The sequence below is a fragment of the Bacillus cereus group sp. BfR-BA-01441 genome (genome assembly GCF_022663075.1).
GTDB classification, from domain to species: domain Bacteria; phylum Bacillota; class Bacilli; order Bacillales; family Bacillaceae_G; genus Bacillus_A; species Bacillus_A cereus.
Map to the genome: position 1 here is coordinate 118,768 of NZ_JAKUEU010000003.1, position 23,345 is coordinate 142,112.

The window sequence follows — 23,345 nt, forward strand, 5'->3', positions numbered from 1 at the left end:
TTTTCTCCTCCTACTTATCCGTTAAATGCACATATCCTGGACGTGCCCACTTACGATGTACCTCAATTCCAGCTTGAGGGTGACGTTTTTTATTGCGTGGGTTCGCTTTTGGCATCGGATTTTCGCCATCAACTTCTAATACTTCCATACGTACTTTTGTTTGTTTATACGCAGGTGTATTCGTACGTACATCCACAGCAGGACCTGTTAAGAAATTAATTGCCGTTTCGTTATCTGTAGAGTTCATCGGTAAATATAACTCATTCGCTTTTACACGATCTGTAACGAGTGCACGTAATTTTAATGCTCCAAAAGGAGAGACAAGACGAACTAACGAACCTGTTTTTACGCCACGTTCTTTTGCAAGGTCTGGAGAGATTTCAACGAAAACACCAGGTACTTTCGTTTGAATACCTGTTGATTTATTTGTCATATTCCCTTCATGGAAATGCTCAAGCATACGACCGTTGTTAATGTGAAGGTCAAACTCAGCTGGAAATTCAGCTGGACGTACCCAGTCAGCAATCGCAAAACGAGCCTTTTTATCTGGGAAGTTAAATCCGTCTTGGAACAGAAGTGGTGTATTCGTTCCATCAAAACTTCCCCAATGGAAACTGTTCCATCCTTCAAGCACTTCATAGTTCGCTTGCGAGAACAATGGTGATAAACTTGCCATCTCAGCAAAGATTTCACTTGGGTGGCTATAATTCCAGTTTGCACCTAGTTTATTCGCAACTTCCTGGACGATCCACCAGTCTGGTTTCGCATCTCCTAGCGTAGGAAGAACTTGATATAATCTTTGGACACGGCGCTCTGTATTTGTGAAAGTACCTTCTTTCTCAAGAGATGGCGCTGCTGGTAATACAACATCTGCATATTGAGCAGTTTTAGAAAGGAAAACATCTTGCACAACGAAGAAATCAAGGCTCGATAACACTTCATGTACATGATTTGCATTAGAATCTACAAGAGCCATATCTTCTCCGACAAGATACATTGCTTTCATTTTTCCTTCGTCAATTGCGTGAAGCATTTCGATATTATTAAGACCTGGTTCACTATCAATTTTCACTCCGTAAGCAGTTTCAAATTTCGCACGTTCCATTTCGTTAGTAACGTGCTGATATCCTGGAAGCCATCCTGGTAAAGTACCCATATCACAAGCACCTTGTACGTTATTGTGGCCTCGAAGTGGGTATGCGCCAGCTCCTGGACGACGGTAGTTCCCTGTTGCAAGAAGTAAGTTTGAAATTGCAGCGGAAGTATCAGAACCACCTGTATTTTGCGTTACCCCCATACCCCAAAGGATACATGTACCATCTGCATCACGAATCATTTCAGCCATTTGAATAAGCGTTTCTTTTGAAATGCCTGTTACTTCTTCTGCATATTCAAGTGTATATTCCTCTAGGCTTTCTTTGAAATCTTCAAAGAAGTTTACATTCTCATTAATGAATTCCTGATCATGCCAACCTTGATCAATCATATATTTCGTAACAGCCATTAACCAAACTTGATCTGTTCCTTGTTTTGGACTAATAAAGACATCTGATCGCTCTGCCATTTCGGTTTTACGAAGATCAGCTACAATTAACTTTTGTCCGTGTAATTTATGTGCACGTTTAATACGTGTAGCTAGAACAGGATGACCTTCTGTCGGATTACATCCTACAATAATAACAAGACCAGATTGCGCAATATCTTTAATCGTTCCGGCATCACCGCCCATACCAATTGTACGGAACAAACCATCCGTTGCTGGTGATTGGCAATAACGTGAGCAGTTATCAATATTATTCGTTCCAAATACTTGTCGAGCTAATTTTTGAATTACATAATTGTCTTCATTTGTAATTTTAGAGGAAGAAATAAATCCGATAGAACCTTTACCGTACTCTTCTTTAATAGCGCCTAATTTATTTGCAACTACATTCAATGCTTCTTCCCATGTAGATTCAACAAACGTTCCATTTTTACGAATTAAAGGTTTCGTAATTCGTTCTTTAGAATTTACGAAGTCCCAACCAAATTTTCCTTTTACACAAGTAGAAATTGCGTTAACTGGTGCATCAGAAGAAGGTTGTACTTTAAGAATTTTACGTCCTTTCGTCCACACTTCAAATGAACACCCTACACCACAAAATGTACATACTGTTTTCGTTTTCTTCGTACGAGTATCACGCATGGCCGCTTCCACTTCTGATACCGCAAAAATACCGCTATATCCAGGCTCAACTTCTTTAATTAAATCTACCATTGGTTCAAGAATATCTGGTTTTAATCCCGTCATAAATCCAGCTTCACCGAGCATCGTTTTTTCCATTAAAGCGTTACAAGGGCAAATCGTTACACATTGACCACAGCTCACGCATGAAGAATCATTAATATTTACTCCTTCATCCCAAATCACTCGTGGTCGCTCAGCTTCCCAGTCTATCGATAACGTTTCATTTACTTGTAAATTTTGACACACCTCAACGCATTGACCACATGCAATACATTGATTAGGGTCATAGCGATAAAACGGATGCGTCATATCAACTTCACTTACATCTACTTTCGGTTCATAAGGATATTTTTGATGTTCAATTTCCATTAATTCTGCTGTATTATGCAGTTTACAGTTCCCATTGTTGTTGTCACATACTGTACAGTATAATAAATGATTTTCTAGTAACCGATCCATCGCCTCTGTTTGTGCTTCTTTTGCGCGAACAGAAGCACGTTCAATGTTCATACCTTCCGTTGCTATCGTCGAACAAGAACGCATTAACTTTCCGTCAACTTCTACAATACAAGTGTCACATGTTTGAATAGGATCTACTTCTGGCACGTAACAAATTTGCGGATGTTCAATCCCGTTCTCATTAATAACACCCAATATCGTTGAACCGGGCTCCGCTGTATACTTTTTTCCGTCAATTGTAATATGAACCATGTTGTTATTCATGGTCTTTCCCCCTTTTTGAGAATAAAAAAACTCCACCACGAAAATATACGCACCACATTTCGGCACGTTATTATCATGGTGGAGTAGTTTATTAGCACATCTTGCTAAAATACCAATCCATTTATTCATAAATAAAACGATAGAGTCATAACAGGTCATATCACGATTCCATCTTTAACACTATAATTATAGCGTTAAAGTTAAAAATATACAATATAAAATTTAAACTACGCATATGTCAGCTTGTAACTATCCATAATAACCCATATAAAGTGAAACTTTAATCAGTGGGGGGTTTTCTTCATCCCCCACTGATTATCAGCCCTCACCAATCGGGATAAAACATAACAAGGAGTAAGCGAACAAATGGGGTCTTTTAATAAATGGATTCGTGGTGAAAAATCTCTTTCTACCCAAGAGCAAGCTGATTACGCATTAAATAAATCTATCTCTTCTTCCCTTTCCCTTAATTTAAAGCACTTGTCCAAACTGTTTAGCGGTATTCCAGAATTAATAACACGCACTTTTCCATTAAAAAACGGACAGGAAGCTGCACTCATATATATGGAAGGACTTGTAGACAAAACTGTTATTAACGTAAACATTCTTCGTCCTCTCTTATTTAAAGAGTGGAATGAAGACGATTTTTGGAAAGCCTCTGTTTCTATCGGAAATATTAAAAAAGTTCAACAGTGGGCAGACATTGAACAATCTCTTTTACACGGCAAAAGTATTTTATTTATAAACGGACAACTATCCGCTTTAGAGCTCGATACGCAAGCGGCACCAAAAAGGAGTATTGAAGAACCTACAACAGAGAGCTCCATAAAAAGCTCACACGAAGGATTTAATGAAGTAGCGAGCGACAGCCTTGCACTTATTCGTCGATATATTCCAAATCGCGAACTGAAAGTGAAGGAATTCACTGTTGGTGAACGAGCTACTTCAAAGGTTTTTTTGCTTTATCTAGCAGATGTTGCGAACGAAAATGTCGTAAAAGAAATGGCATCCCGTATCGAGTCAGTAAAAGTTGATGCGATTCTTACTACTGGTGAATTAGAGGGGTTTGTTGAAGATAATTCATTTACTCTCTTTCCGCAATTATCAATAACTGAACGCCCCGACACAACAGCACATCATATTCTTGATGGGCGAATTGCCGTTGTTGTAGATCGCTCACCAGGCGTATTAATAGGACCTATGACCTTTTCATCCTTTTTTCAGACGATAGATGATTACAGCTTCAGACCTATGATTCCATCTTTTATACGACTCCTTCGTTTCACTGGGCTATTTATTGCAATATTTGCTCCTGCTCTTTATATTGCTATGATTTCCTTCCATTATGAAGTGATTCCGCTCAAATTGTTGTTAACGATTGGAGAATCTCGAGCCAAAATTCCTTTTCCTCCCATATTAGAAGCTTTATTAATGGAATTAGTTCTCGAAATGCTCCGAGAAGCAGCGATTCGGCTTCCTGGACCTGTTGGGCAAACAATCGGCGTCGTAGGAGGAATTGTAATTGGACAAGCTGCCGTTCAAGCTGGGATTGTTAGTAACGTTATGGTTATCGTCGTATCAATTACTGCGGTTGCCTCCTTCATTATTCCTAACTTAGAAATGTCAGCAGGAATTCGGCTTCTTCGATTCCCAATGATGATAGCCGCCTCTTTATTTGGCGTCATTGGAATTATGGTTGGGATGGCGATCATTATTATTCATATACTTTCTATGGAATCTCTCGGTGTTCCTTATGGTAGTCCTTTTTCTCCGTTATTTGCTTCGGATTTAAAAGATACCCTTGTACGTTTCCCATGGAAAATTATGAAGAAACGGCCACTATCTCTACAATTAAAACAAGATAACCGGCAAAGAGATGTTGAGGAAAAGGAGGATAATAAGTGACAAAACGTGCAAAGAGGGAGATTAGTTTATTTCAATACATTTTAACGATTAGTGGTGTTCAAGTAGGATTCGGTGTCCTTACACTTCCGCGTGAAGTTGCACAAGGGGCAAATACAGATGGCTGGATGTCTATTATTATTGGATGTGCTCTCACTACTTTAGTCAGTTTATGTATTGTGAAAATTATGGAAAAGCATCCTGGATATACTTTACTCGATGTGCTAACTCGTTATCTTGGGAAGTGGCTAGGAAGAGTAGGAATGATTTTTTGGATTTTATATGCTGTCCTTGCAGCTATTTCCTTAATTTTTTCCCTCTTATACGTTATTCACATTTGGATTTTACCTAGAACTCCAATGTTTTTAATTATGATTTTACTATCTATTCCAATGTTAATGCTAGCATGTAAAGGCGTTCTTATTATAAGTCGCTATGCTGTTTTCACTGTATTCTTCACACTATGGATGCCTTTTCTATTGTTTATTCCGCTTAAAGATGGGCATTGGATTTATCTTCTTCCTCTTCTTAAAGAAGGCTGGATACCAGTTTTAAACACAGTAAAATCAACTATCATTGCGTTTCTCGGATTTGAGTTTGCATTTGTCCTTTATCCTTATCTCAGTAATAAATCATCTGCAAAAAAAGGAATTGTTCTTGCGAATTTGATTACGCTATTTATTTATCTTCAAGTCACCTTTGTCTCTTTTGTTTATTTTAGTCCAGATGGTATAACAAAGTTTTTATGGCCGACTCTTTCTCTTGTTACACCGTTTCACTTCTCATTTCTTGAGCGATTTGAAATTATCTTTTTGTCATTTTATCTCTTTATTATTTTTGATTCCTGTATTCCTTATATTTTCACTGCTTCAGATGGAATTAATCAATTTCTTAACAAAAAAGGCAGTTCATTACCTATTTATGTTTTATTATTCGGGTGTATTTTCATCTTATTCTTTTATATCCCTTCTTCTTATCAGATAAGTGCGTTGCGGGAATTTTGGGGAACTGCTAGTTATTTTATCGTTTTTCTATTCCCAGTCGTATTTCTCTTATACATGACACTTTATCAGCATTGGAAAAGGAGAAGAGTTTAAATGAGGCGCTTTATTCATTTCACTATACTTTACTTTCTCATAACCTTTTTAACAGGCTGTGGAGATCGACTCGACTTAGAAAAACAATCGATTTCATTAATTTACGGCTTTGACGCAAAAGCAAAAGGAAAATTAATTGTGTACCACGTGAATCCTATTTTTAATGAAGACGTAGAAAAAAAGTACGAAACACATGAAGCGAAAGTACGTACACCTCGAGAAGCAAAAGCAACGTTTAATAGCTCAAGTGGCGGTTTAGTATCTACAGAAAAGTTACAGCTCATTTTATTTAGCACAAATTTTTTAAAACAAGAAGGGGCTATGCCTTACCTTGATGTTTGGTATCGTGATCCTAAAAACACTGGAAACATGCGCATGGTTGCAGTAGACGGTCCAATTTCTTCAGTTATATATAATAACTTTAAAGATAAGCCTGCCCTTCCCGAGTATTTAACAGATTTAATTAATACGAACAAACTGTACAATCGGACCGTTTTTACGACATTCCATGAATTTCACAGGCAAACGTTTAATAAAGGTATAACACCTGCTATTTCAGAAATAAAAAAAGGTAAAAAGGATGTTATCGTTACTGGTTCCGCGCTATTAACTTCTCGCGGAATTTATAAAATGTCATTAAATCGTTATGAAAGCGCCCTTCTTCTTTTGTTACAAAAGAAAGCGAATACACCGGTTTCGCTTACATTGAAAATCCCTTCTACTTCAGTTGAAAGTAATAGTGATTTAAAAGATACCGATGGCGGCGATTTCGTAACAATAAATGTTCTTAGCATGAATCGTGATATCCATACAGATTATAGCGATAACCACTTCAAATTTCATGTTAAAATGGATTTGAAAATTGCTGTCTCTGAACTTACATTCAATATGGATATAGACAAAGATAGAAAGAAATTAACTTCTCTTATTACAAAACAACTAAACAAAGATTTGAACGATTTAATCCACAACATTCAAAAACAGCAACTTGATCCATTCGGATTTGGTGATTATGCGAGAGCGTTTCAATATAAAGAATGGAAACAAGTCGAAGATGATTGGCCGAGTGCCTTTTCAAAAGCTAATGTGAAAGTGGCACCAACTATTAAAATTTTAGAAAATGGGATTATTAAATAGAAAAAACACGCTACTTGTTCTTATATGAATAAGTAGCGTGTTTTCATTTCCATTACAAGTATTATTTCAATGGACTATACTTTATTTCTATTTCTATTTCTATTTCTATTTCTAACATTACTATGTTTTTTAGCATATACAAAATATATGAAAACACCTATTATAATCCATGCCACAAAACTAATTAAAGTAAGCTTAGAAAGGTTCAAAGCTAAATATATACAACTTACTATCGAAACGATAGGTAAAAAAGGTACTAGAGGAGCACGGAATGGCCTCTTCATATTAGGATGTGTCTTTCTTAATACAATGACAGCTATAGATACAAACACAAATGCTGTTATCGTTCCCATATTCACTAAATTAGCTAATAAATTCAAATCCACTAATCCCGCTAATAAAGCTGCTAGTATACCTGTAACCCATGTATTAAAAAATGGAGTTTGTAAACGTTTATGGACACTTGAAAGTCTTTTTGGTAACAATCCATCTCGACTCATCGAGTAAGATACACGAACAAATGCAAACATAGCTACTAACAGAACTGTTGTTAGCCCTGCTATCGCTCCCACCGATAACAACCCAGCAATTCTATCTTCTCCTACAGTGCGCAACGCATATGCAACAGGATCAGCAACATTTAATTCCGTAAACGGAACCATTCCAGTTAACACGAATGAAACACCTACATATAGAACCGTACAAATGAACAAGGAAACAAGTAGCCCAATTGGCACGTTACGTTGTGGACGCTTCACTTCTTCTGCGGCTGTTGCAACTGCATCAAATCCTAAAAAAGCAAAAAATACAGTAGCAGCGCCTCCTACCACACCGTGAAAACCAAACGGTAGAAATGGTTGCCAATTCTCTGGTCTTACATATTGTGTCCCTACAACAATAAACCCTACAATAACAGCCAGTTTAATAATAACCATTATATTATTTATTCGTGCACTTTCTTTTGCACCACGGCTTAATAAAAATGTAACAACTAAAATAATAAGAACTGCTGGTAAATCAATGATTCCACCCTTCCCCATTCCTGGTGCCGAAGCAAAAATCGTAGGAATGTGAATATTAAAACCTAGTAGCAATGACTGAAAATATGCTGACCAGCCTGCTGCAACCGCAGAAGTCGCTAATAAATACTCCAGCATAACACACCAGCCAACTATAAATGCAAAAATCTCACCTAGTGTCATATATGTATATGAATATACACTTCCCGAAACTGGAACTGTAGATGCAAATTCAGCATAACAGAAAGCTACACATGCACATATAATTGCCGCTAATACAAAAGATAATACAATCGCCGGACCAGCATGTTTCGCTGCTACAATACCAGTTAATACGAAAATACCTGTACCAATAATTGCTCCAATCCCTAAAAGAGTTAGATCAATCGCTCCTAAAGTTTGATTCAATACTTTTTTCTTTTCTTCATCCATTGCTTTCTTTATGAAAAGACTCATTCTTTGAAACCTCTTTTTCAAGTTTATCTCTTACTTGTTACATTCTTTATTACTGTTCTATTTTAAAAATAAAAATATACATAGTTCACTTCCCCTATAGACTTAGTAACCCACCTCAAAAAAAAACAGAAAAATCAATCTCTTTATGCCGTATTGAATTTTCAAAATATTAATCGTACCAAAAAACCATTAAGAATGCTGATTGAATTTATCATACAATTAATTATATTGTCAATAATAAATCAATCAAAAACAATCGGTTGATTATGTATCAAATGTTATTTTTATACATAATTATTTTCTCAAAAACATTGTTGTTTTCCACCTTAATATTCATACACATTTTATTACATTGATTTTCATACAATTTTCATTACATACAATGCAATAAAAATTATAATAACCTCAAATGAATTATTATTTAAAAATAATAATTCATTTGAGGTTATTTTACCATTTTAATACTAACAAAAAAGTGCAGATTTTCATCTGCACTTTTTTTATTCTTCCGCTTCAGCTTCTGCACTACTATTTCCAAGATGCTCCTTCTGAGCTTCCTCTTGCAGCTCCGCTGAAATCATCCCATAATAAAGTTCCGGATATAACCCAAATATTTGATATACACTTCCTAAAAACGGCATCAGAATCCCTCTTTTCTAAAGTTGTATTGCCACTTTTAAGGATTCCCTTTTCATTCATTATACATTCGTTTTTGACGTTTCTTCTTCATCTTGAACACCTAATAAATTTTGCCATTTTTTATACGGAGCGCTATTTGGATCTACATATCCTTTTGCATGCGAGCGATCCCACAATTGTTTAATAAACATTTCTTTCTCTTTCTTTGCCACCATATCGGCACCTGTACCGTAATAGTTCTGGAAATACAACTCGATTTCATCAAGGAATAGTCTTAATAATTCATCTGATGTTTCTTCTAACGTCGGATCATACTTCGCTTCACGATCATACATTAAAATCATATCTAAAAGATTGTGGACATGTTCTTTTCTAAGCCATCTTACATCTTGGGCTCCTAATACGAACGGATGTGTATATAAATGTCCACCTTGTATCATCGCCTTTTCTTGCTCTTCTTCAAATCGTGACAAGATGTTTTCATAAATAAACGGATTATGAAGCAACGCTCTGTGTAATTTATAACTTTCGCTTGAAATATTTTTCCCCATTGACTGAATTAAAAAGCTACGTCCTACACCGTTATATTGATACACAAACTGTCCATCAACAGCAACTAAACTAATCCAGCGATACATATATGCGTATAGTAATGCACGATTACATTTATCATAATCTAATTTTGTTTGAGTCGCGTTTAAATCTGGCATAAAGGCTGGTAAGTGCCAATACTTATCTAAATGCGGCGTTAAACTAGATTTTTTACTATTTAATTTGTTTACACGGCGATAATACGATTGGAAATAGTCACCTTTATCATTCATAAATCCATTTGAAATATGTCCTGATGATAATTTAGGAAAGTCTTGCAGCGATAAGCCGTAATGCGCTCGATAACAGATCACTTCAAATGGCGAAAAGGCTTCATGTACTGTATCTTTTTCTTTAAACATTTCTTGAATTAATTCCTCTTGCAACTCTTTCTTTAAAGAAGGATGTATACCCCAATATTGCAATTCCCTATGATGAGCAACTTTCGGAACGAATGGACTCGCTAAATGGAACAGGTCTTCAATTTTTTCACGAACGTATTCATCGCGATCACGTTTCTTATAATCTGCTTCTTTTCGCAACGCTTCAATAATATTCAGTTCTAATTTATCACGATAGCGTACTTGCAGTTCGTCATAACAATAGCTCAGTATATGTTCTCGGTAGAAATCCTCTACCTTTTTCGACTGAATCTCTTCTGTTTTCGCATCACGACAATATTCCCCGTACAAACTCATATAAATTTCCGCTGATATATCTTTCGGTAGTACACCTAAATTTAAATGTTGCTGCATATCTTGCCATATCTTTTCTTGCAGCTGTTCCTCAGCTAATACATATACATTCGTCGGGTTTGTTTTCCCTTCAAATTCCTTACTGCGCTTTTGGATTTCAAACAGTAAATTTTCACGTGTTTCATGTAAATTATCAAAAAATCTTTCCCAATATTGAATCATTTTATTAACTGCTTGATATAGCGATTGATATACAAGTTCTAATAGCATTTCTTTTCGATATTCATTTAATTTGTGTACATATTGCGTTACGATGTCTTCAAATTCTCTTTTGAATAAACGTTGCTGATTATTAATCATTTTTCCGAACCAGCCTTGTTGTTGAGCAATTTCTACTCGGCGTACAGCCGTTACCGTTCCATCAATATTACCCACATTAAATTTTTTATCGTAATTTTGAATTACATTACGCTTTTGTTCATTATTTTCATGTAGTCGATTCATTTTTTCTACTAACTGCTTTCGAATTTCATATAACATAAAACGTGCTGCTACTGGGTGAACGGGATCTGTTTTCTTTAAAAACCATGTATTTAATTGATAGGACTGCCCTTCAGAACCACTTGGTGAAAAGCGGTCTGATTCAATCATGTCATATAAAAGTGTCGTTACATGTTCATGTACCCGGCTCGGAATCGCATACGCATATAAACGCACCGCATGATCCACTCTTGCCACTTCACCCTTCATTTGTTCCATCATTTTCAGTTTCGTAGCTGAAATTTTACACTCATGTTGCAGACGATTTAATTCCTCATCTTTTTGCACCGTTCGTTGTACATAACTTTCTACAGCTTCTAAAAACAGTTTTGATTTCGCAACTCCGAGCTTACCACCCTCTGCTCCTTCACGTGTTTCATTGTACATTTGTCTATAGAAAATATGAGCTTGCTCTGGACGGGTAGCAAGATGCTCCAAGTCCTCTAAATAACTTTTACCTCTCTCCGGCTTTTCACGTTGCATCCCACGTTTTACATCTTGATCGTATCTTTGCTTCTTCTCTTGAAACAGTTGATCTAAATGAAGCCACGATTCATCTAAACCTTGCACAGCCCATTTTAAAGCACAATATTTTAACACATGTTCATATGGATAAATGAGTTTTGCCGTTCCTGCCCCGCAATATCGTCCTTTTCCGCTTGATTCTGCTAATTGCTGAATTTGATTGTCTTCCTGTGCAAAATGACTTGTGGACATCGGGCTAAATAACTGTAAATAAATTGTATTTGCCATCTGTTCCATATAGTCTGATAAATTGTGTAAATGGTGTCCATGTAGGTTTTCGTAATCGTATAAGAAACAATAATTGTACGGTAAATGATGTTGTTTAATTGTATGATTCGTTCTTCCGTCTTCATCTACTTGATCAGGGCGATACTCTAATTCAATTGTTACACCGCCGCGTTTTGATAATTCTCCAGTAGACCCGAGCGTAATAGCATGTAATTCTTTTAACGATGCATAGCCATTTGCTTGCACCGTTTCAAATTCTTTCGCGCTAACCGTTCTCGTCTTTACTAAAACATCCGGCATTAAAAACGCACCGCGTATTAAAATGTTATGATGCTGCAATTTCTTCCGAAGCATTTCACGTAAATATAAAGCAATTTGCAGAAACATCCCTGAACCTGTTCCGCCTGCTAGTGATGTTACTATAATGACACGCACACCATATTCCGTTTGATCACTTGTAACCGGAAAGATTTTCTCGATTTCTTGCCAAAAAGACGTCAATTTATCTTCTTTCATCGCAGCACGTAACGCTAAACGTGAAATGACGCGTAACTGTCCTGCTCCTTCTGTTAATGGTTTATCAAGTATAGTCGGATCCATCGGAAACCACTCTGGGATCGTTGGATCTCCCGCAATATACTCCCTAGGCGTTTTACTAGAACTTGTTTGTGTCTTAAACTTTCGAATATGATCGAATTTACTTAATGTATTCACATCTGTATCAAATACGTGCATTGCTACCTTTTTCCGGCGCTCTTCAGGCAGTTTTTCATATATTTGATGCGTCACAGTACTACCGATTCCACCTAAACCAATTAATATTGTTGGAACTTGTAATGTCATGTGAACCACCTTCCTATTCTTGCTTGTTTGAAAAAAGGGAAAGAGGATCAATACTCCATCCCCTTCTTATCCCTACCTACTATTCACATTCGTACTTGTAAATCTCTTTACCATATCCCCTATCAATTAGTAAAAGTTCATTTGGATATAGTGTCTTATGTTCCATTCCTACTTCATCCTCTGTTATAAACATTCCATCAATAATCATTCCAACTACTTGTGATTCTTTCGCTACAAAGACAGATTTCGAACCTTTCTTCGCTATAAACGTAACGGATTGCACGGTTTTTCTTTCTGCTCTAAATGGGATACCAAAATAATGGTTCCACCATTTATTTCGAAGTAATTCTGGTTCAGATTGATATAGCCAATCTTTCGCTACCTCTTGATCCCATTCATAATACAGTAGTGCTTTCCGGTGAAATCTTGGCCGAACAATCCATCCTAAAACAATGATTCCTACTACTAGCAGTAATAAAGTGATAGGAATGACAAACTTAAAAATAAGCGCATATTTTTCATAAAACGGAGCATCTTGAATATGGAATGTTATGTTTTTCTTTACTTCTTGTAACTTTGAATCCTGCATTACGATGGTAGCTTCTACGGTGCCGGTATCTGTAAAATTAAATGTGTCGGAGTAATAGGGACGAGGATAAACATAGATTTGATTTCCATGTTGCTTTATTTCATAATTGATTGATTGTTTAGATGTGACACCAGTAGATTTTAATAGTTTTTTTACAGCTTCTTCTGTCATTAACTTACCATCTAACTGTGGTTGTAAAACAAATGGTTTACTATTCTCTAAATTTGTCACTTTTTCTTCATAATCTTTTGTAACAGTTTGAAGTGATAATTTCGGTTTCTCAGCTGTTTCAATTTTAAATTCTTTCGTCTGTCTATAAAACCCCTTTATATTCATATGAACTTTCCCGCGTACTAACCCTTTACCAAGCTTCGTTTCGTAATAAAACACATGCCTTTTATCGTTCCACTTCATTGCATATTGTTTTCCATCTATTTCTACTTCTGCCTGAAAGTAAGAAGACTGAACTGGCAACTCCGTAGGCTTTGCTTCAATAACAGCAGTAACACCTTCGTACATTTTCTCTACATTTTTTTGACTACTATCATCTTTGTCATAAGTAGAAACCGTATAATTAAGCGCTGGTTCAACTAATACTTGTAGTCCTTCTTTCTCAATGTCCTGATCCACTTCTATCGTATAAGTTCCTGGTTTAATAACTTCCTCATTTTCCGTACTTATATGAACTATATTTCCGAACAATTTTGCTTCTCCTGGTGCATGTATGGAAAAAGAAGATTGTAATTGTAATGGTTTAGAAATTTGTGTGACCTGATAATCGGGCAGAGAAAGCGATTGTCGTACAAGCGTCATACGCTTTAACGGAAATGGTGTTGTAATCTCTACTCTTTTCCCCACTACTTTCGTTTTTACAATCGATTCAACAGAGGAGAATGGATCACGATTTGCAACTAATGCTGCCACTTGATTTACACTTTTTACAATGCCATCTTCTCCGCTTGACGGCATCGTAACACCATTTATCTCTTTCTTCCATATTTCCTTGAACGTATTTAGTTGTTCTTTTTCTTGTTGTCCTAAATCTTCTTCCATCGTAATTAAGACTGGATGTAACGATATCTTTTTTGCATCCATTTCTTTCTTAAACTGGGCTAATTTCTGCAAAATTTGTTCTTTTCCGCCAACCTTATCTTTCTCTAAATCATTAAATGCCCCGTCAGTTAATACAATAAGCCAAAATTCACGTTTTCCATCTATATCTGCTTCCTTTTTTATAGATTGCATCGCCGTTTCTACCGCGCTAAATGGAGTATTTAAATACGTTTTCCACGCTCCAATTCCCTCAATTTCTGTTTGCCTTTTATCCTTCGTTAACGAAATGTTTAATGGATCATTCGGCTTACTCATTGGAACGTAAGAAAATTTATCTTTTTCATCCAATAGCGCAACTAAACTTTGCAAAGCATAATTGGCATATTTCCAGCGATCGTTATTTCTCATGCTGCCCGAATCGTCATATACAAGTGAAACGACCCTTTCCTTTGCCTCCTCTCCTTTTGCAAAAGCTGATAAAGGTAAACATATAAATAGAAACAACATGAACGTGGCACAAATTCGGATTTTCATGATGAGGCTTCGCCACCTTTGTAGACAAATTCCTATGTTTAAATTTATGAGAGGAAACAAGATATATGACTTGTATTTTAGGACAACTAACCCACCATAACTTTATTATGTAAACAGATCATACACTTGGTAATATTTCTTCTAGCATTCTCTATCCAATTATATAAGTAAAAAAGCCTGTTTAAGCTCCACGCTTAAAACAGACTTTTCCTACTTTTTATTTTAAAAACACATAACAAAAAGTTTGATTTTTAACTTAACACATCACTTCTATTGTAAATCCACCAGGTGCTTCAACGTAAAACGTATACGCATGGGCATGCTTAGGAGGCTCGACCAAAAATCCATCTTCCTTCAATCTTTGATTTATCTTATCTACTTGTTCTTCACTTTCTTGTGGAAATCCTACATGAAATGTTTTTGGATACTGAACTTCTTTTCCTTTCATTAACGTTAGTATAAATCCATCATTATCACGCATAACTGCAAAGGCATTCCCCCTTGTTCCACTACAAGTTAAGCCAAAATACTTTTCTAAAAACTCTCTTGCAGCTACTACATCTGCAACTGTTAAATTAAGATGTTTAATTCCCAATTCATCACCTTCTTTCTTAATTTTCTAACATTTTATCATACAATTAAAAAACACGCCTTTCACAGCGTGTTTCCTTGCTTTACATACACTTCAACAATCGGATTCTCTTTATGATTCGCATGCAAGCGTATATTCTCTTCACTTGTATTATAAATACTAGCTAATAACATTATCGTTAACACATTAGGTGTCTTCGCATCACTTCCGTATTTTCTCTCAAGCGCTTCCTTATATTCAAAATCTAAATCCCCCTGCACATATGTATACACTTCAAAACCATCTTCTAAATTGCAAACTACTGTATCAATAATATCTGCCCCTACTTGCTTCTTCATTTCCTCTCGCAACGCTTCAATAAATTCTTCCCACGGTACTTCGTATGTCTGAAACTGATCTGTAGATTTCATGCCTTTTCCTCCTTATATATCCTCTTCTTATATTTCCCCTTTCCTATAACAATTATGATAGATAGGGCATTCGTACAAGCCGCACTTGTCCCCCTTACATATCGTATTACTGTAATGCGGAAGGAGGAAAGAACATGCATAGACAAAAATGTTATGATACATGCCGACGTTACTTCGGAAAAGTTGTTCGGATTGAAGACCGTGATGGCCGTATACATTTAGGGAAAATAATCGATGTGACACAAAGCTCTGTATGGATTGAACCGGTGCAACAGCGCTCATCTTTTGATTCAGGATTCGGCTACTATGACGCTTATGCAAACGGTGGTTGTGACCTTTGTGGAGGCCTTAGCAGGTGTGATAGTTGTGGATTCGGATGCGGTGGTGGATTCAGCAGCTGCGGATGTGGTGGTCGTGGTTGTAGTAGTTGTGGTTGCGGTGGCTGGGGAGGCGGCGGTTGTGGCTGGGGTGTTGAACTCGGATTTGGTTTCATCTTCGGAATTACATTAGCTGCATTATTTTTCATTTAACATAGTAAAGAGTTGGCTACCTTTAGCCAACTCTTTTTCTTTATTTTTCACATATAAAAATACGATGCCCTAAAATGTGTTGGTACATAAGCCGTATATTTTCATGCTGTACCCACGCCTCATATAACTCATTCGGAATATGTGAGGATACATTCCATTCTGGCTCTTCTACATAGCCAGAGATCGTTTCTGCAATCGTGCCACCGCCAGCAATTGTAATTCTTTTAAAATTTGCTTTCTGAAATAATTGTACCCACTCATTCTCCGTTAATAATTCTTTCATACCATATAATTGGGCGATTTTTTCTTCCTCACCCTTATCAATGTGCCTATCAATAATCATTTCAATGACAACAAGCTTACCGTCCTGCTGTAATACACGATAACACTCCGAGATAACCCTTTCTTTGTCTGTAAAAGCGATGATTGATTCTCCAAGTACGAACTCAAATGAGTTATTCAAACACGGTAATTGCTCTACATTTCCTTCAATTAATTGTATAGCTAACCCTTCAAACAACCATCTATCTTTTGCCTTTTGAATCATAATTTCATTCTTTTCAACCGTTGTTACTTTATAACCAAATTCCCTTGTCATATATGCCGCTGTTTTCCCCGTACCGCAACCTATCTCAAGGACATTCGCTCCATATTTAAAAGGCAGTTGTGCTAACAATTGTTTTGTTAACGTAAAACCACCAGGATGAGCACTTCCTATTCCGTAATAAGCTAGGAAATCGATGTATGTGTTTCGTTTCATGGAATTCTCCCTTTTTTTATTTTATATATTCGAGGACGGAAGAAAAGTGCATAGAAAAAAGGGCGTATTGTACGCCCCTCATCTTACTTATCCTCTGTAATATATGCCCATTTATAGCTGTAGTCTCCACCAACTGGATGGTGAACAATACCTTTTACTTTCTGTCTTTGAACGATAGCATCACCACGTTGATATAATGGTGCAATTACAGCATCATCAAGTAACATTTTCTCAGCTTTTAGTAAGCTATCCCAACGTTCTTTCGTTTTCGTTAATAGCTCGCCTTTACCTTTTTCTACAATTTCATCATATTTTGGATTTGAATATCCAGTTTGGTTATGAGGACCATTTGTAACGAACATATCAATGAATGTCATTGGATCTAAGTAATCAGGGCCCCAACCAGCGTAAGATAAATCATAATCTAAATCTGATTCTAATTTTAACTTTTGTTTAAACGGTTGATTTTTCAAGTTCACTGTTAACCCTGGTAAGTTTTTCTCAAGTTCTCCTTTTAAGAACTCCCCTACTTTTTTCGCATTATCGCTATCGTAGTTTAATAGCTCAATCGTTACTTGCTCTTTTCCAAGTTCTTTTTTCGCTTTTTCCCAATGCTCTTTTGCTTTTTTCACATCTGTTTTTAAAATATCTCCGTTATCTTTACGGAAGTCTTTTCCATCTGGACTCTTCGCAAATTCTTTTGGTACTAAGTAATCTGCCGGTGTAGATCCGTCATTTAAAATAACGTTCGTTAAGCCTTTTTTATCATATGCCTTTGCAATCGCTAAACGTAAATCTTTGTTTTTTAATACTGTATCTTGCCCACCACGTTTTTGGTTTAAACGTAAGAAGAACGTTGATGGTGTTTTTTGTGTATAGAAGTCTGGATTTGATTTATATTTGTCAACCATTTCAGATGTAAGTCCCGCACGATCGATTTGTCCACTTTCATATAAGTTTACACGTGTACCGCTATCTTTTACTACGTTAAAGTTGATTTCATCTAACTTAACTGTTTTATTATCCCAATATTGTGCATTTTTCTTTAATTTCCATCCTTCTTCATGTTTCCAGTCTGTTAATGTAAATGGTCCGTTGTATAACGTTGTATCTGCTTCTAAACCAAATTTTTCACCTTTTTCTTTTACGAATTTTTCATTTAACGGATAGAATGTTCCGAATGAAGTTAATTCTACAAAGTAAGGAACTGGATTTTCTAATTCTACCTCTAATGTGTAATCATCTACAGCTTTTACACCTAACGTATCAAGTGGTGCTTTCCCATCATTAATTGCTTTTGCGTTCTTTAAATCAAACATAATGTATGCATATTCCGCTGCTGTATTTTTATCTACCGCACGTTTCCAAGCAAACACGAAATCCTTCGCTGTTACAGGGTCTCCATTTGACCATTTTGCATTTTTATTTAATGTAAATGTATACTTTTTACCATCATCACTCTTTTTATATGATTCAGCAACCCCTGGAGCTGCCTTATTATCTTTATCAAGTCGATATAAACCTTCCATTACGTTGTTTAAAGCTAGAAACGATACTTGGTCTGTCGCTTTAGCAGAGTCCATAGATGGAATCTCTTGAGACTCTGTTAAATTAAGCACTTGCTTCGCCGCTAACTTTCCGCCTTCTTTTTCACCGCTTTTTGGTGTTGTGCTTGCCTTCTCTTTATCTCCTGATCCAGAGCAAGCTGTTAATGCCATACTCATTACTAAAACTGGTGCTACGACCGCTGTCAATTTTTTCATCTTTTTTCTCTTCATTTTTTTGTACCCTCCCCAATTATATGTACGATATTAACATTTAGAAATTCTCTACTAACTTTCGTTATCAGAAAATTCTTATTAATTAATATTCTACTATTTTTTTAGATTTTGTAAAGTATTTTTGTAAATTTTCTAAATATTTATTTTTTTATTATAGTAACTTGTTGTTTTAACTACTATATGAATTATCCCCCGTCTACTATATGTAAACATCCCTCCCCTTATTCCAATCTATTACTACGTTCTATATTTTTCTTATTAGCATGAGGTCTCTTACTATCATTCATCTGTCTTACTACTTACTGACCTCTCTATTTTCCTCCGATAGAACCTTCCTAATTACCTACCCGATTCTCAATAGGCTAACGAGATTTATTCCCTTATGCATACTAAAAAGCATTTCAAAAGCAGCTCAGCCACTTTTGAAATGCTTTCACTTTATTTTTTTCCGCCATCCTCAGTTACATACGCCCACTTAAAGCTATATTCTGGACTGATGTTATGTTTCACAATTCCTTTTACATTCGGTTTCATTACGTACGATCTTCCTGTTTGATATAAAGGAACTAACCCTGCATCTTCTTCAAGGAATAACTTTTCAGCTTTCCCTAACGTTTCCCAGCGTTTTTTCGCATCACTCATTAATTCATTACCTGCTTTTCCTACCATTTCATCGTATTTTGGATTTGAATAACTCATTTGGTTGTACGGGCTCTTCGATTCAAACATATCAATAAATGTCATTGGATCCGCATAGTCTGGACTCCAACCTGCATAAGAAATTTCATAATCTTGCGCAGTTTCTAATTTTAATTTTTGTTTGAACGGCTGAATTTTTGTATTAATCGTTACACCTTTTAAATTTTTCTCAATTTGATCTTTTACATAGTCAGCAATCTTTTTCGCAGTTCCATCATCATAACTTAGCAATTCAATTGTAACTTGATCTTTTCCAAGTTCTTTTTTCGCTTCTTCCCACGCTGCTGCTCCTTTTTTCGGATTATATTTCAGACCATTTTTAAATGTATCTTGATAATCTTTACCATCTGGCCCTGTCGCAAGTCCTTTTGGAACCAATTGATCTGTTGCTTTTGATCCATTATTTAAAATTACATTTGCCAATCCTTTTTTATCAACTGATAATGCAATTGCTTCACGTAGTTTTTTGCTCTTTAAAGGCGTATCTTGTCCGCTACGTTTTTGATTTAAACGTAAGAAGAATGTACTTGATTCCGCATACTCACCATATTCTTCTTTGTTCGATTTATATTTATCTACAAACTCTCCTGATAGTAATGTAAAATCAATTGATCCTGTATCATATAAGTTTACTTTCGTTGCAACCTCTTTTACTACACTATAGTTAATTTCTTCTAATTTCACAGTCTTTTTATCCCAGTACTTATCATTTTTCTTCAGCTGCCAACCTTGTTCATGTTTCCATGAAGACATAACGAATGGACCGTTATACACAGTTGTATCTGCTTCTAAACCGTACTTATCACCTTTTTCTTTTACGAATTTTTCATTTAATGGATAGTATGATGGGAATGCTAATAAATTTAAGAAATACGGTACCGGTTTTTCTAATTCTACTTCTAGCGTGTAATCATCTACCGCCTTCGCTCCTAATTCAGTTACAGGTTTTTCCCCTTTATTAATCGCTTCTGCATTTTTAATATAGTAAGCAATAAATGCATATTCTGCCGCAGTATTCTTATCAAGTAAGCGCTGCCATGCGAAAACGAAATCTTTCGCTGTTACAGGATCACCATTTGACCATTTTGCATCTTTTCGCAGTTTAAACGTATACTTTTTACCATCTTCACTTTTCGTACTAGACTCTGCCGCAGCAGGAATTGGCTTATTATCTTTATCAAGGCGATATAGGCCTTCCATCGTGTTCCCTAAAATTTGCGCACCTAATGTATCAGTAGATTTAGAAGTATCCATCGTCGGAATTTCTTGGTTTTCCGTACGATTTAATACTTGTTTCGCTGCATATTTAATATCAGATTTTTTTTCTTCCCCACTATTTGATGTAGTAGTCGTTTTCTTTTCCCCACCTGACCCAGAACATGCTGTCAATGCAACACTCATCGCTAAAACTGGTACCACAACTGCCGTTAACTTTTTCATCTTTTTTCTCTTCATTTTTGTACCCTCCCTAATTATATGTACATTACCAACCCTTGAGAGACCCCTTACTAAAGATTCATTTTTTCAGAAAATTACAACTAATGTTATTCTACTCTTTTTTCCGCATTTGTAAATAGTTTTATTTTAAATATTCTGACTTTTTTATTTTAGTAGGATTTATCCCCCATCTACTATATGTACATACTATACACCTTATTCTCCTCTATTTAACCATACTAAAAATTAGTATTTTAAGCTCACAAAAAAAGCATTTAAAGGTAGCTAAGCCACTTTTAAATGCTTTTTCAACTCTATTATTTTTCAGTCACATATGCCCACTTAAAGCTAAATTCTGGACTGATATTATGTTTTACTACTCCCTTTACATTTGGTTGTAAAACATAAGAATCTCCACGTTGATATAAAGGTACAATCGCTACATCTTCTTCAAGTAATGTTTTTTCAGCTTTTCCTAACTCTTCCCAACGTTTTTTCGCATCGCTCATTAATTCCGTTCCAGCTTTTTTCACCATGCCATCATATTTAGGGTCAGAGAAGCTCATTTGGTTATGAGAATGTCCAGTCTCAAACATATCTAAGAACGTCATTGGATCTGCATAATCCGGATTCCATCCGCCATACGAAATATCATATTGTTGTTCAGTTTCTAATTTTAGTTTTTGCTTAAATGGTTGAAGTTTAATATTAACTGTTACACCTTTTAGGTTTTTCTCAATCTGATCTTTAATATATTCGCCAACTTTTTTCGCATTACCAGTATCGTAGTTTAAGAATTCAATCGTAACTTGATCTTTTCCAAGTTCTTTTTTCGCTTCTTCCCAAGCTGCAGCAGCTTTTTTAGGATTTGGTTTCAAACCGTTTTTAAATGTTTCTTGGAAATCTTTACCGTCCGGTCCAGTTGCTAACCCTTTTGGTACTAAGAAGTCAGCTTCTTTTGATCCATCATTTAAAATTACATTTGCTAAATTCTTTTTATCAATTGATAGCGCAATTGCTTCACGTAATTTTTTGCTCTTTAATGGCGTGTCTTGTCCATCACGTTTTTGGTTCATACGAATGAAATACGTACTCACTTGTGAATATGTGCCAAATTCATCTTTCTTGCTTCTATATTTATCAACGAACTCTCCATTTAATAAAGCAAAGTCAACTTGACCGCTATCATATAGATTGACTAAAGTCGCAGCCTCTTTAACAACACTAAAGTTAACTTCTTCCAGTTTCACAGTCTTTTTATCCCAATATTGATCATTTTTCTTTAATTGCCATCCTTGTTCATGCTTCCAATCTTTAAGAACGAACGGTCCATTATAGACAGTTGTATCAGACTCTAAACCGAACTTCTCGCCCTTTTCTTTTACGAACTTTTCGTTTAATGGATAATATGATGGGAATGCTACTAAGTTTAAGAAGTACGGTACTGCTTGCTCTAACTCAACTTCAAGCGTAAGATCATCTACTGCTTTTACTCCTAATTCAGTTACAGGTTTTTCTCCTTTATTTACTACTTCTGCATTTTTAATCGGGAATGCGATAAATGCATACTCAGCAGCTGTTTTTGGATCTAATAGACGTTGCCAAGCGTATACGAAATCTTTCGCAGTTACTGGATCTCCATTTGACCATTTTGCATCTTTGCGTAGTTTGAACGTATATTTTTTACCATCTTCACTTTTCGTGCTAGATTCTGCTGCTGCTGGAATCGGCTTATTGTCTTTATCAAGACGATATAACCCTTCCATCGTATTACCTAGCATTTGTGAAGATACTGTATCAGTTGATTTTGAAGAGTCCATCGTCGGAATCTCTTGTGTTACTGTTCGATTTAACACTTGTTTTGCTGCTAATTTTTCCCCTGATTTACTATCTCCACTAGAGCTAGAATTTGTGCTTGTCTTCTTATCTCCACCTGATGTAGAACATGCTGTTAACGCCATGCTCATTGCTAAAACCGGTGCTACAACTGCTGTTAGTTTTTTCATTTGTTTCTTTTTCATTTTGTACCCTCCCTAATTCTTAACGATAGCTATTAAAGAATTTTCTGATAATTCTGTTTTTCTCTATATATTTATCAGACGATTCTTACTAATTCTTATTCTACTAATTTTTTAATTTTTGTAAAGTATTATTATTGAAAATTTTTAAAAAATTATTTTTTTACAGTAATATTCATAAAAATTCCATATTTTGTTCAAACCTTATTTCGCATTCATACACATTCGTTGTTTTAATCACTTTCATCTCATTTACCACTTGAATACTTGTTAATTATTGCTAATAAATAATGCATATATCTAAAAACATCTTTTCTACA

15 protein-coding genes are annotated in these 23,345 nt (G+C 35.7%); 4 read left to right on the forward strand and 11 right to left on the reverse strand.

The genetic code is table 11. The annotated features are described in order from the left end of the window. Positions 1 to 10 precede the first annotated feature (10 nt). On the reverse strand, positions 11 to 2,950 hold the full coding sequence (gene fdhF, locus MR107_RS02685; protein WP_001063637.1) for a formate dehydrogenase subunit alpha: 2,940 nt from the start codon (positions 2,948 to 2,950) through the stop codon (positions 11 to 13). Positions 2,951 to 3,316: 366 nt separating this feature from the next. Here fdhF and MR107_RS02690 point away from each other — a divergent pair, with 366 nt between their 5' ends. The 3 genes from MR107_RS02690 to gerSC are packed head-to-tail and all read left to right on the forward strand — an operon-like array spanning position 3,317 to position 7,086. Then, entirely contained in the window at positions 3,317 to 4,855 is a 1,539-nt protein-coding gene (locus MR107_RS02690) for a spore germination protein (protein ID WP_000534525.1), read from the forward strand. Further along, a complete protein-coding gene (locus MR107_RS02695; RefSeq protein ID WP_000166517.1) occupies positions 4,852 to 5,949 on the forward strand; it encodes an endospore germination permease in 1,098 nt (365 codons plus the stop codon). Before MR107_RS02690 ends, MR107_RS02695 begins: the two co-directional genes overlap by 4 nt. After that, on the forward strand, positions 5,950 to 7,086 hold the full coding sequence (gene gerSC, locus MR107_RS02700) for a spore germination protein GerSC (protein WP_001252213.1): 1,137 nt from the start codon (positions 5,950 to 5,952) through the stop codon (positions 7,084 to 7,086). 74 nt (positions 7,087 to 7,160) lie between these two features. Here the strand turns inward: gerSC and MR107_RS02705 are convergent, their stop codons facing one another. The 6 genes from MR107_RS02705 to MR107_RS02730 all read right to left on the reverse strand — a co-directional run bounded on the left by MR107_RS02705 (position 7,161) and on the right by MR107_RS02730 (position 15,800). Further along, positions 7,161 to 8,561: an APC family permease gene (locus MR107_RS02705; RefSeq protein WP_141540663.1), complete on the reverse strand. Its 1,401-nt coding sequence runs from the start codon at positions 8,559 to 8,561 to the stop codon at positions 7,161 to 7,163. A 500-nt stretch (positions 8,562 to 9,061) separates the two neighbouring features. Then, on the reverse strand, positions 9,062 to 9,202 hold the full coding sequence (locus tag MR107_RS02710; RefSeq protein ID WP_001116195.1) for a hypothetical protein: 141 nt from the start codon (positions 9,200 to 9,202) through the stop codon (positions 9,062 to 9,064). Between the two features lie 57 nt (positions 9,203 to 9,259). Beyond that, on the reverse strand, positions 9,260 to 12,622 hold the full coding sequence (locus MR107_RS02715; protein ID WP_000175124.1) for a tubulin-like doman-containing protein: 3,363 nt from the start codon (positions 12,620 to 12,622) through the stop codon (positions 9,260 to 9,262). 79 nt (positions 12,623 to 12,701) lie between these two features. Further along, a complete protein-coding gene (locus MR107_RS02720) occupies positions 12,702 to 14,798 on the reverse strand; it encodes a vWA domain-containing protein (RefSeq protein WP_242292051.1) in 2,097 nt (698 codons plus the stop codon). Between the two features lie 256 nt (positions 14,799 to 15,054). After that, on the reverse strand, positions 15,055 to 15,393 hold the full coding sequence (locus tag MR107_RS02725) for a VOC family protein (protein ID WP_000511515.1): 339 nt from the start codon (positions 15,391 to 15,393) through the stop codon (positions 15,055 to 15,057). A 59-nt stretch (positions 15,394 to 15,452) separates the two neighbouring features. Then, entirely contained in the window at positions 15,453 to 15,800 is a 348-nt protein-coding gene (locus tag MR107_RS02730; RefSeq protein ID WP_211477760.1) for a hypothetical protein, read from the reverse strand. Positions 15,801 to 15,934: 134 nt separating this feature from the next. Here MR107_RS02730 and MR107_RS02735 point away from each other — a divergent pair, with 134 nt between their 5' ends. Then, the gene (locus MR107_RS02735; RefSeq protein WP_000555000.1) at positions 15,935 to 16,330 is read left to right on the forward strand and encodes a hypothetical protein; all 396 of its coding nucleotides are present in this window, start codon (positions 15,935 to 15,937) and stop codon (positions 16,328 to 16,330) included. A gap of 40 nt (positions 16,331 to 16,370) precedes the next feature. Here the strand turns inward: MR107_RS02735 and MR107_RS02740 are convergent, their stop codons facing one another. The 4 genes from MR107_RS02740 to MR107_RS02755 all read right to left on the reverse strand — a co-directional run bounded on the left by MR107_RS02740 (position 16,371) and on the right by MR107_RS02755 (position 23,028). Beyond that, complete coding sequence (locus MR107_RS02740; RefSeq protein WP_098214532.1) at positions 16,371 to 17,090, reverse strand: class I SAM-dependent methyltransferase; 720 nt, start codon at positions 17,088 to 17,090, stop codon at positions 16,371 to 16,373. Positions 17,091 to 17,173: 83 nt separating this feature from the next. After that, positions 17,174 to 18,868 carry a peptide ABC transporter substrate-binding protein gene (locus MR107_RS02745; protein ID WP_000823441.1) on the reverse strand — a complete coding sequence of 565 codons (1,695 nt, stop codon included), beginning with the start codon at positions 18,866 to 18,868 and terminating at the stop codon, positions 17,174 to 17,176. A gap of 441 nt (positions 18,869 to 19,309) precedes the next feature. Then, positions 19,310 to 21,025: a peptide ABC transporter substrate-binding protein gene (locus MR107_RS02750; RefSeq protein ID WP_000823468.1), complete on the reverse strand. Its 1,716-nt coding sequence runs from the start codon at positions 21,023 to 21,025 to the stop codon at positions 19,310 to 19,312. A 299-nt stretch (positions 21,026 to 21,324) separates the two neighbouring features. Then, positions 21,325 to 23,028 carry a peptide ABC transporter substrate-binding protein gene (locus MR107_RS02755; RefSeq protein WP_000730167.1) on the reverse strand — a complete coding sequence of 568 codons (1,704 nt, stop codon included), beginning with the start codon at positions 23,026 to 23,028 and terminating at the stop codon, positions 21,325 to 21,327. Positions 23,029 to 23,345 lie beyond the last annotated feature (317 nt).

Bases quoted from the DNA above. Each gene is read 5' to 3' on its own strand.
- fdhF (WP_001063637.1), bottom strand. From the start codon at position 2,950: ATGAATAACAACATGGTTCATATTACAATTGACGGAAAAAAGTATACA.
- MR107_RS02690 (WP_000534525.1), top strand. From the start codon at position 3,317: ATGGGGTCTTTTAATAAATGGATTCGTGGTGAAAAATCTCTTTCTACC.
- gerSC (WP_001252213.1), top strand. From the start codon at position 5,950: ATGAGGCGCTTTATTCATTTCACTATACTTTACTTTCTCATAACCTTT.
- MR107_RS02705 (WP_141540663.1), bottom strand. From the start codon at position 8,561: ATGAGTCTTTTCATAAAGAAAGCAATGGATGAAGAAAAGAAAAAAGTA.
- MR107_RS02710 (WP_001116195.1), bottom strand. From the start codon at position 9,202: ATGCCGTTTTTAGGAAGTGTATATCAAATATTTGGGTTATATCCGGAA.
- MR107_RS02715 (WP_000175124.1), bottom strand. From the start codon at position 12,622: ATGACATTACAAGTTCCAACAATATTAATTGGTTTAGGTGGAATCGGT.
- MR107_RS02720 (WP_242292051.1), bottom strand. From the start codon at position 14,798: ATGAAAATCCGAATTTGTGCCACGTTCATGTTGTTTCTATTTATATGT.
- MR107_RS02730 (WP_211477760.1), bottom strand. From the start codon at position 15,800: ATGAAATCTACAGATCAGTTTCAGACATACGAAGTACCGTGGGAAGAA.
- MR107_RS02735 (WP_000555000.1), top strand. From the start codon at position 15,935: ATGCATAGACAAAAATGTTATGATACATGCCGACGTTACTTCGGAAAA.
- MR107_RS02740 (WP_098214532.1), bottom strand. From the start codon at position 17,090: ATGAAACGAAACACATACATCGATTTCCTAGCTTATTACGGAATAGGA.
- MR107_RS02745 (WP_000823441.1), bottom strand. From the start codon at position 18,868: ATGAAGAGAAAAAAGATGAAAAAATTGACAGCGGTCGTAGCACCAGTT.
- MR107_RS02750 (WP_000823468.1), bottom strand. From the start codon at position 21,025: ATGAAGAGAAAAAAGATGAAAAAGTTAACGGCAGTTGTGGTACCAGTT.
- MR107_RS02755 (WP_000730167.1), bottom strand. From the start codon at position 23,028: ATGAAAAAGAAACAAATGAAAAAACTAACAGCAGTTGTAGCACCGGTT.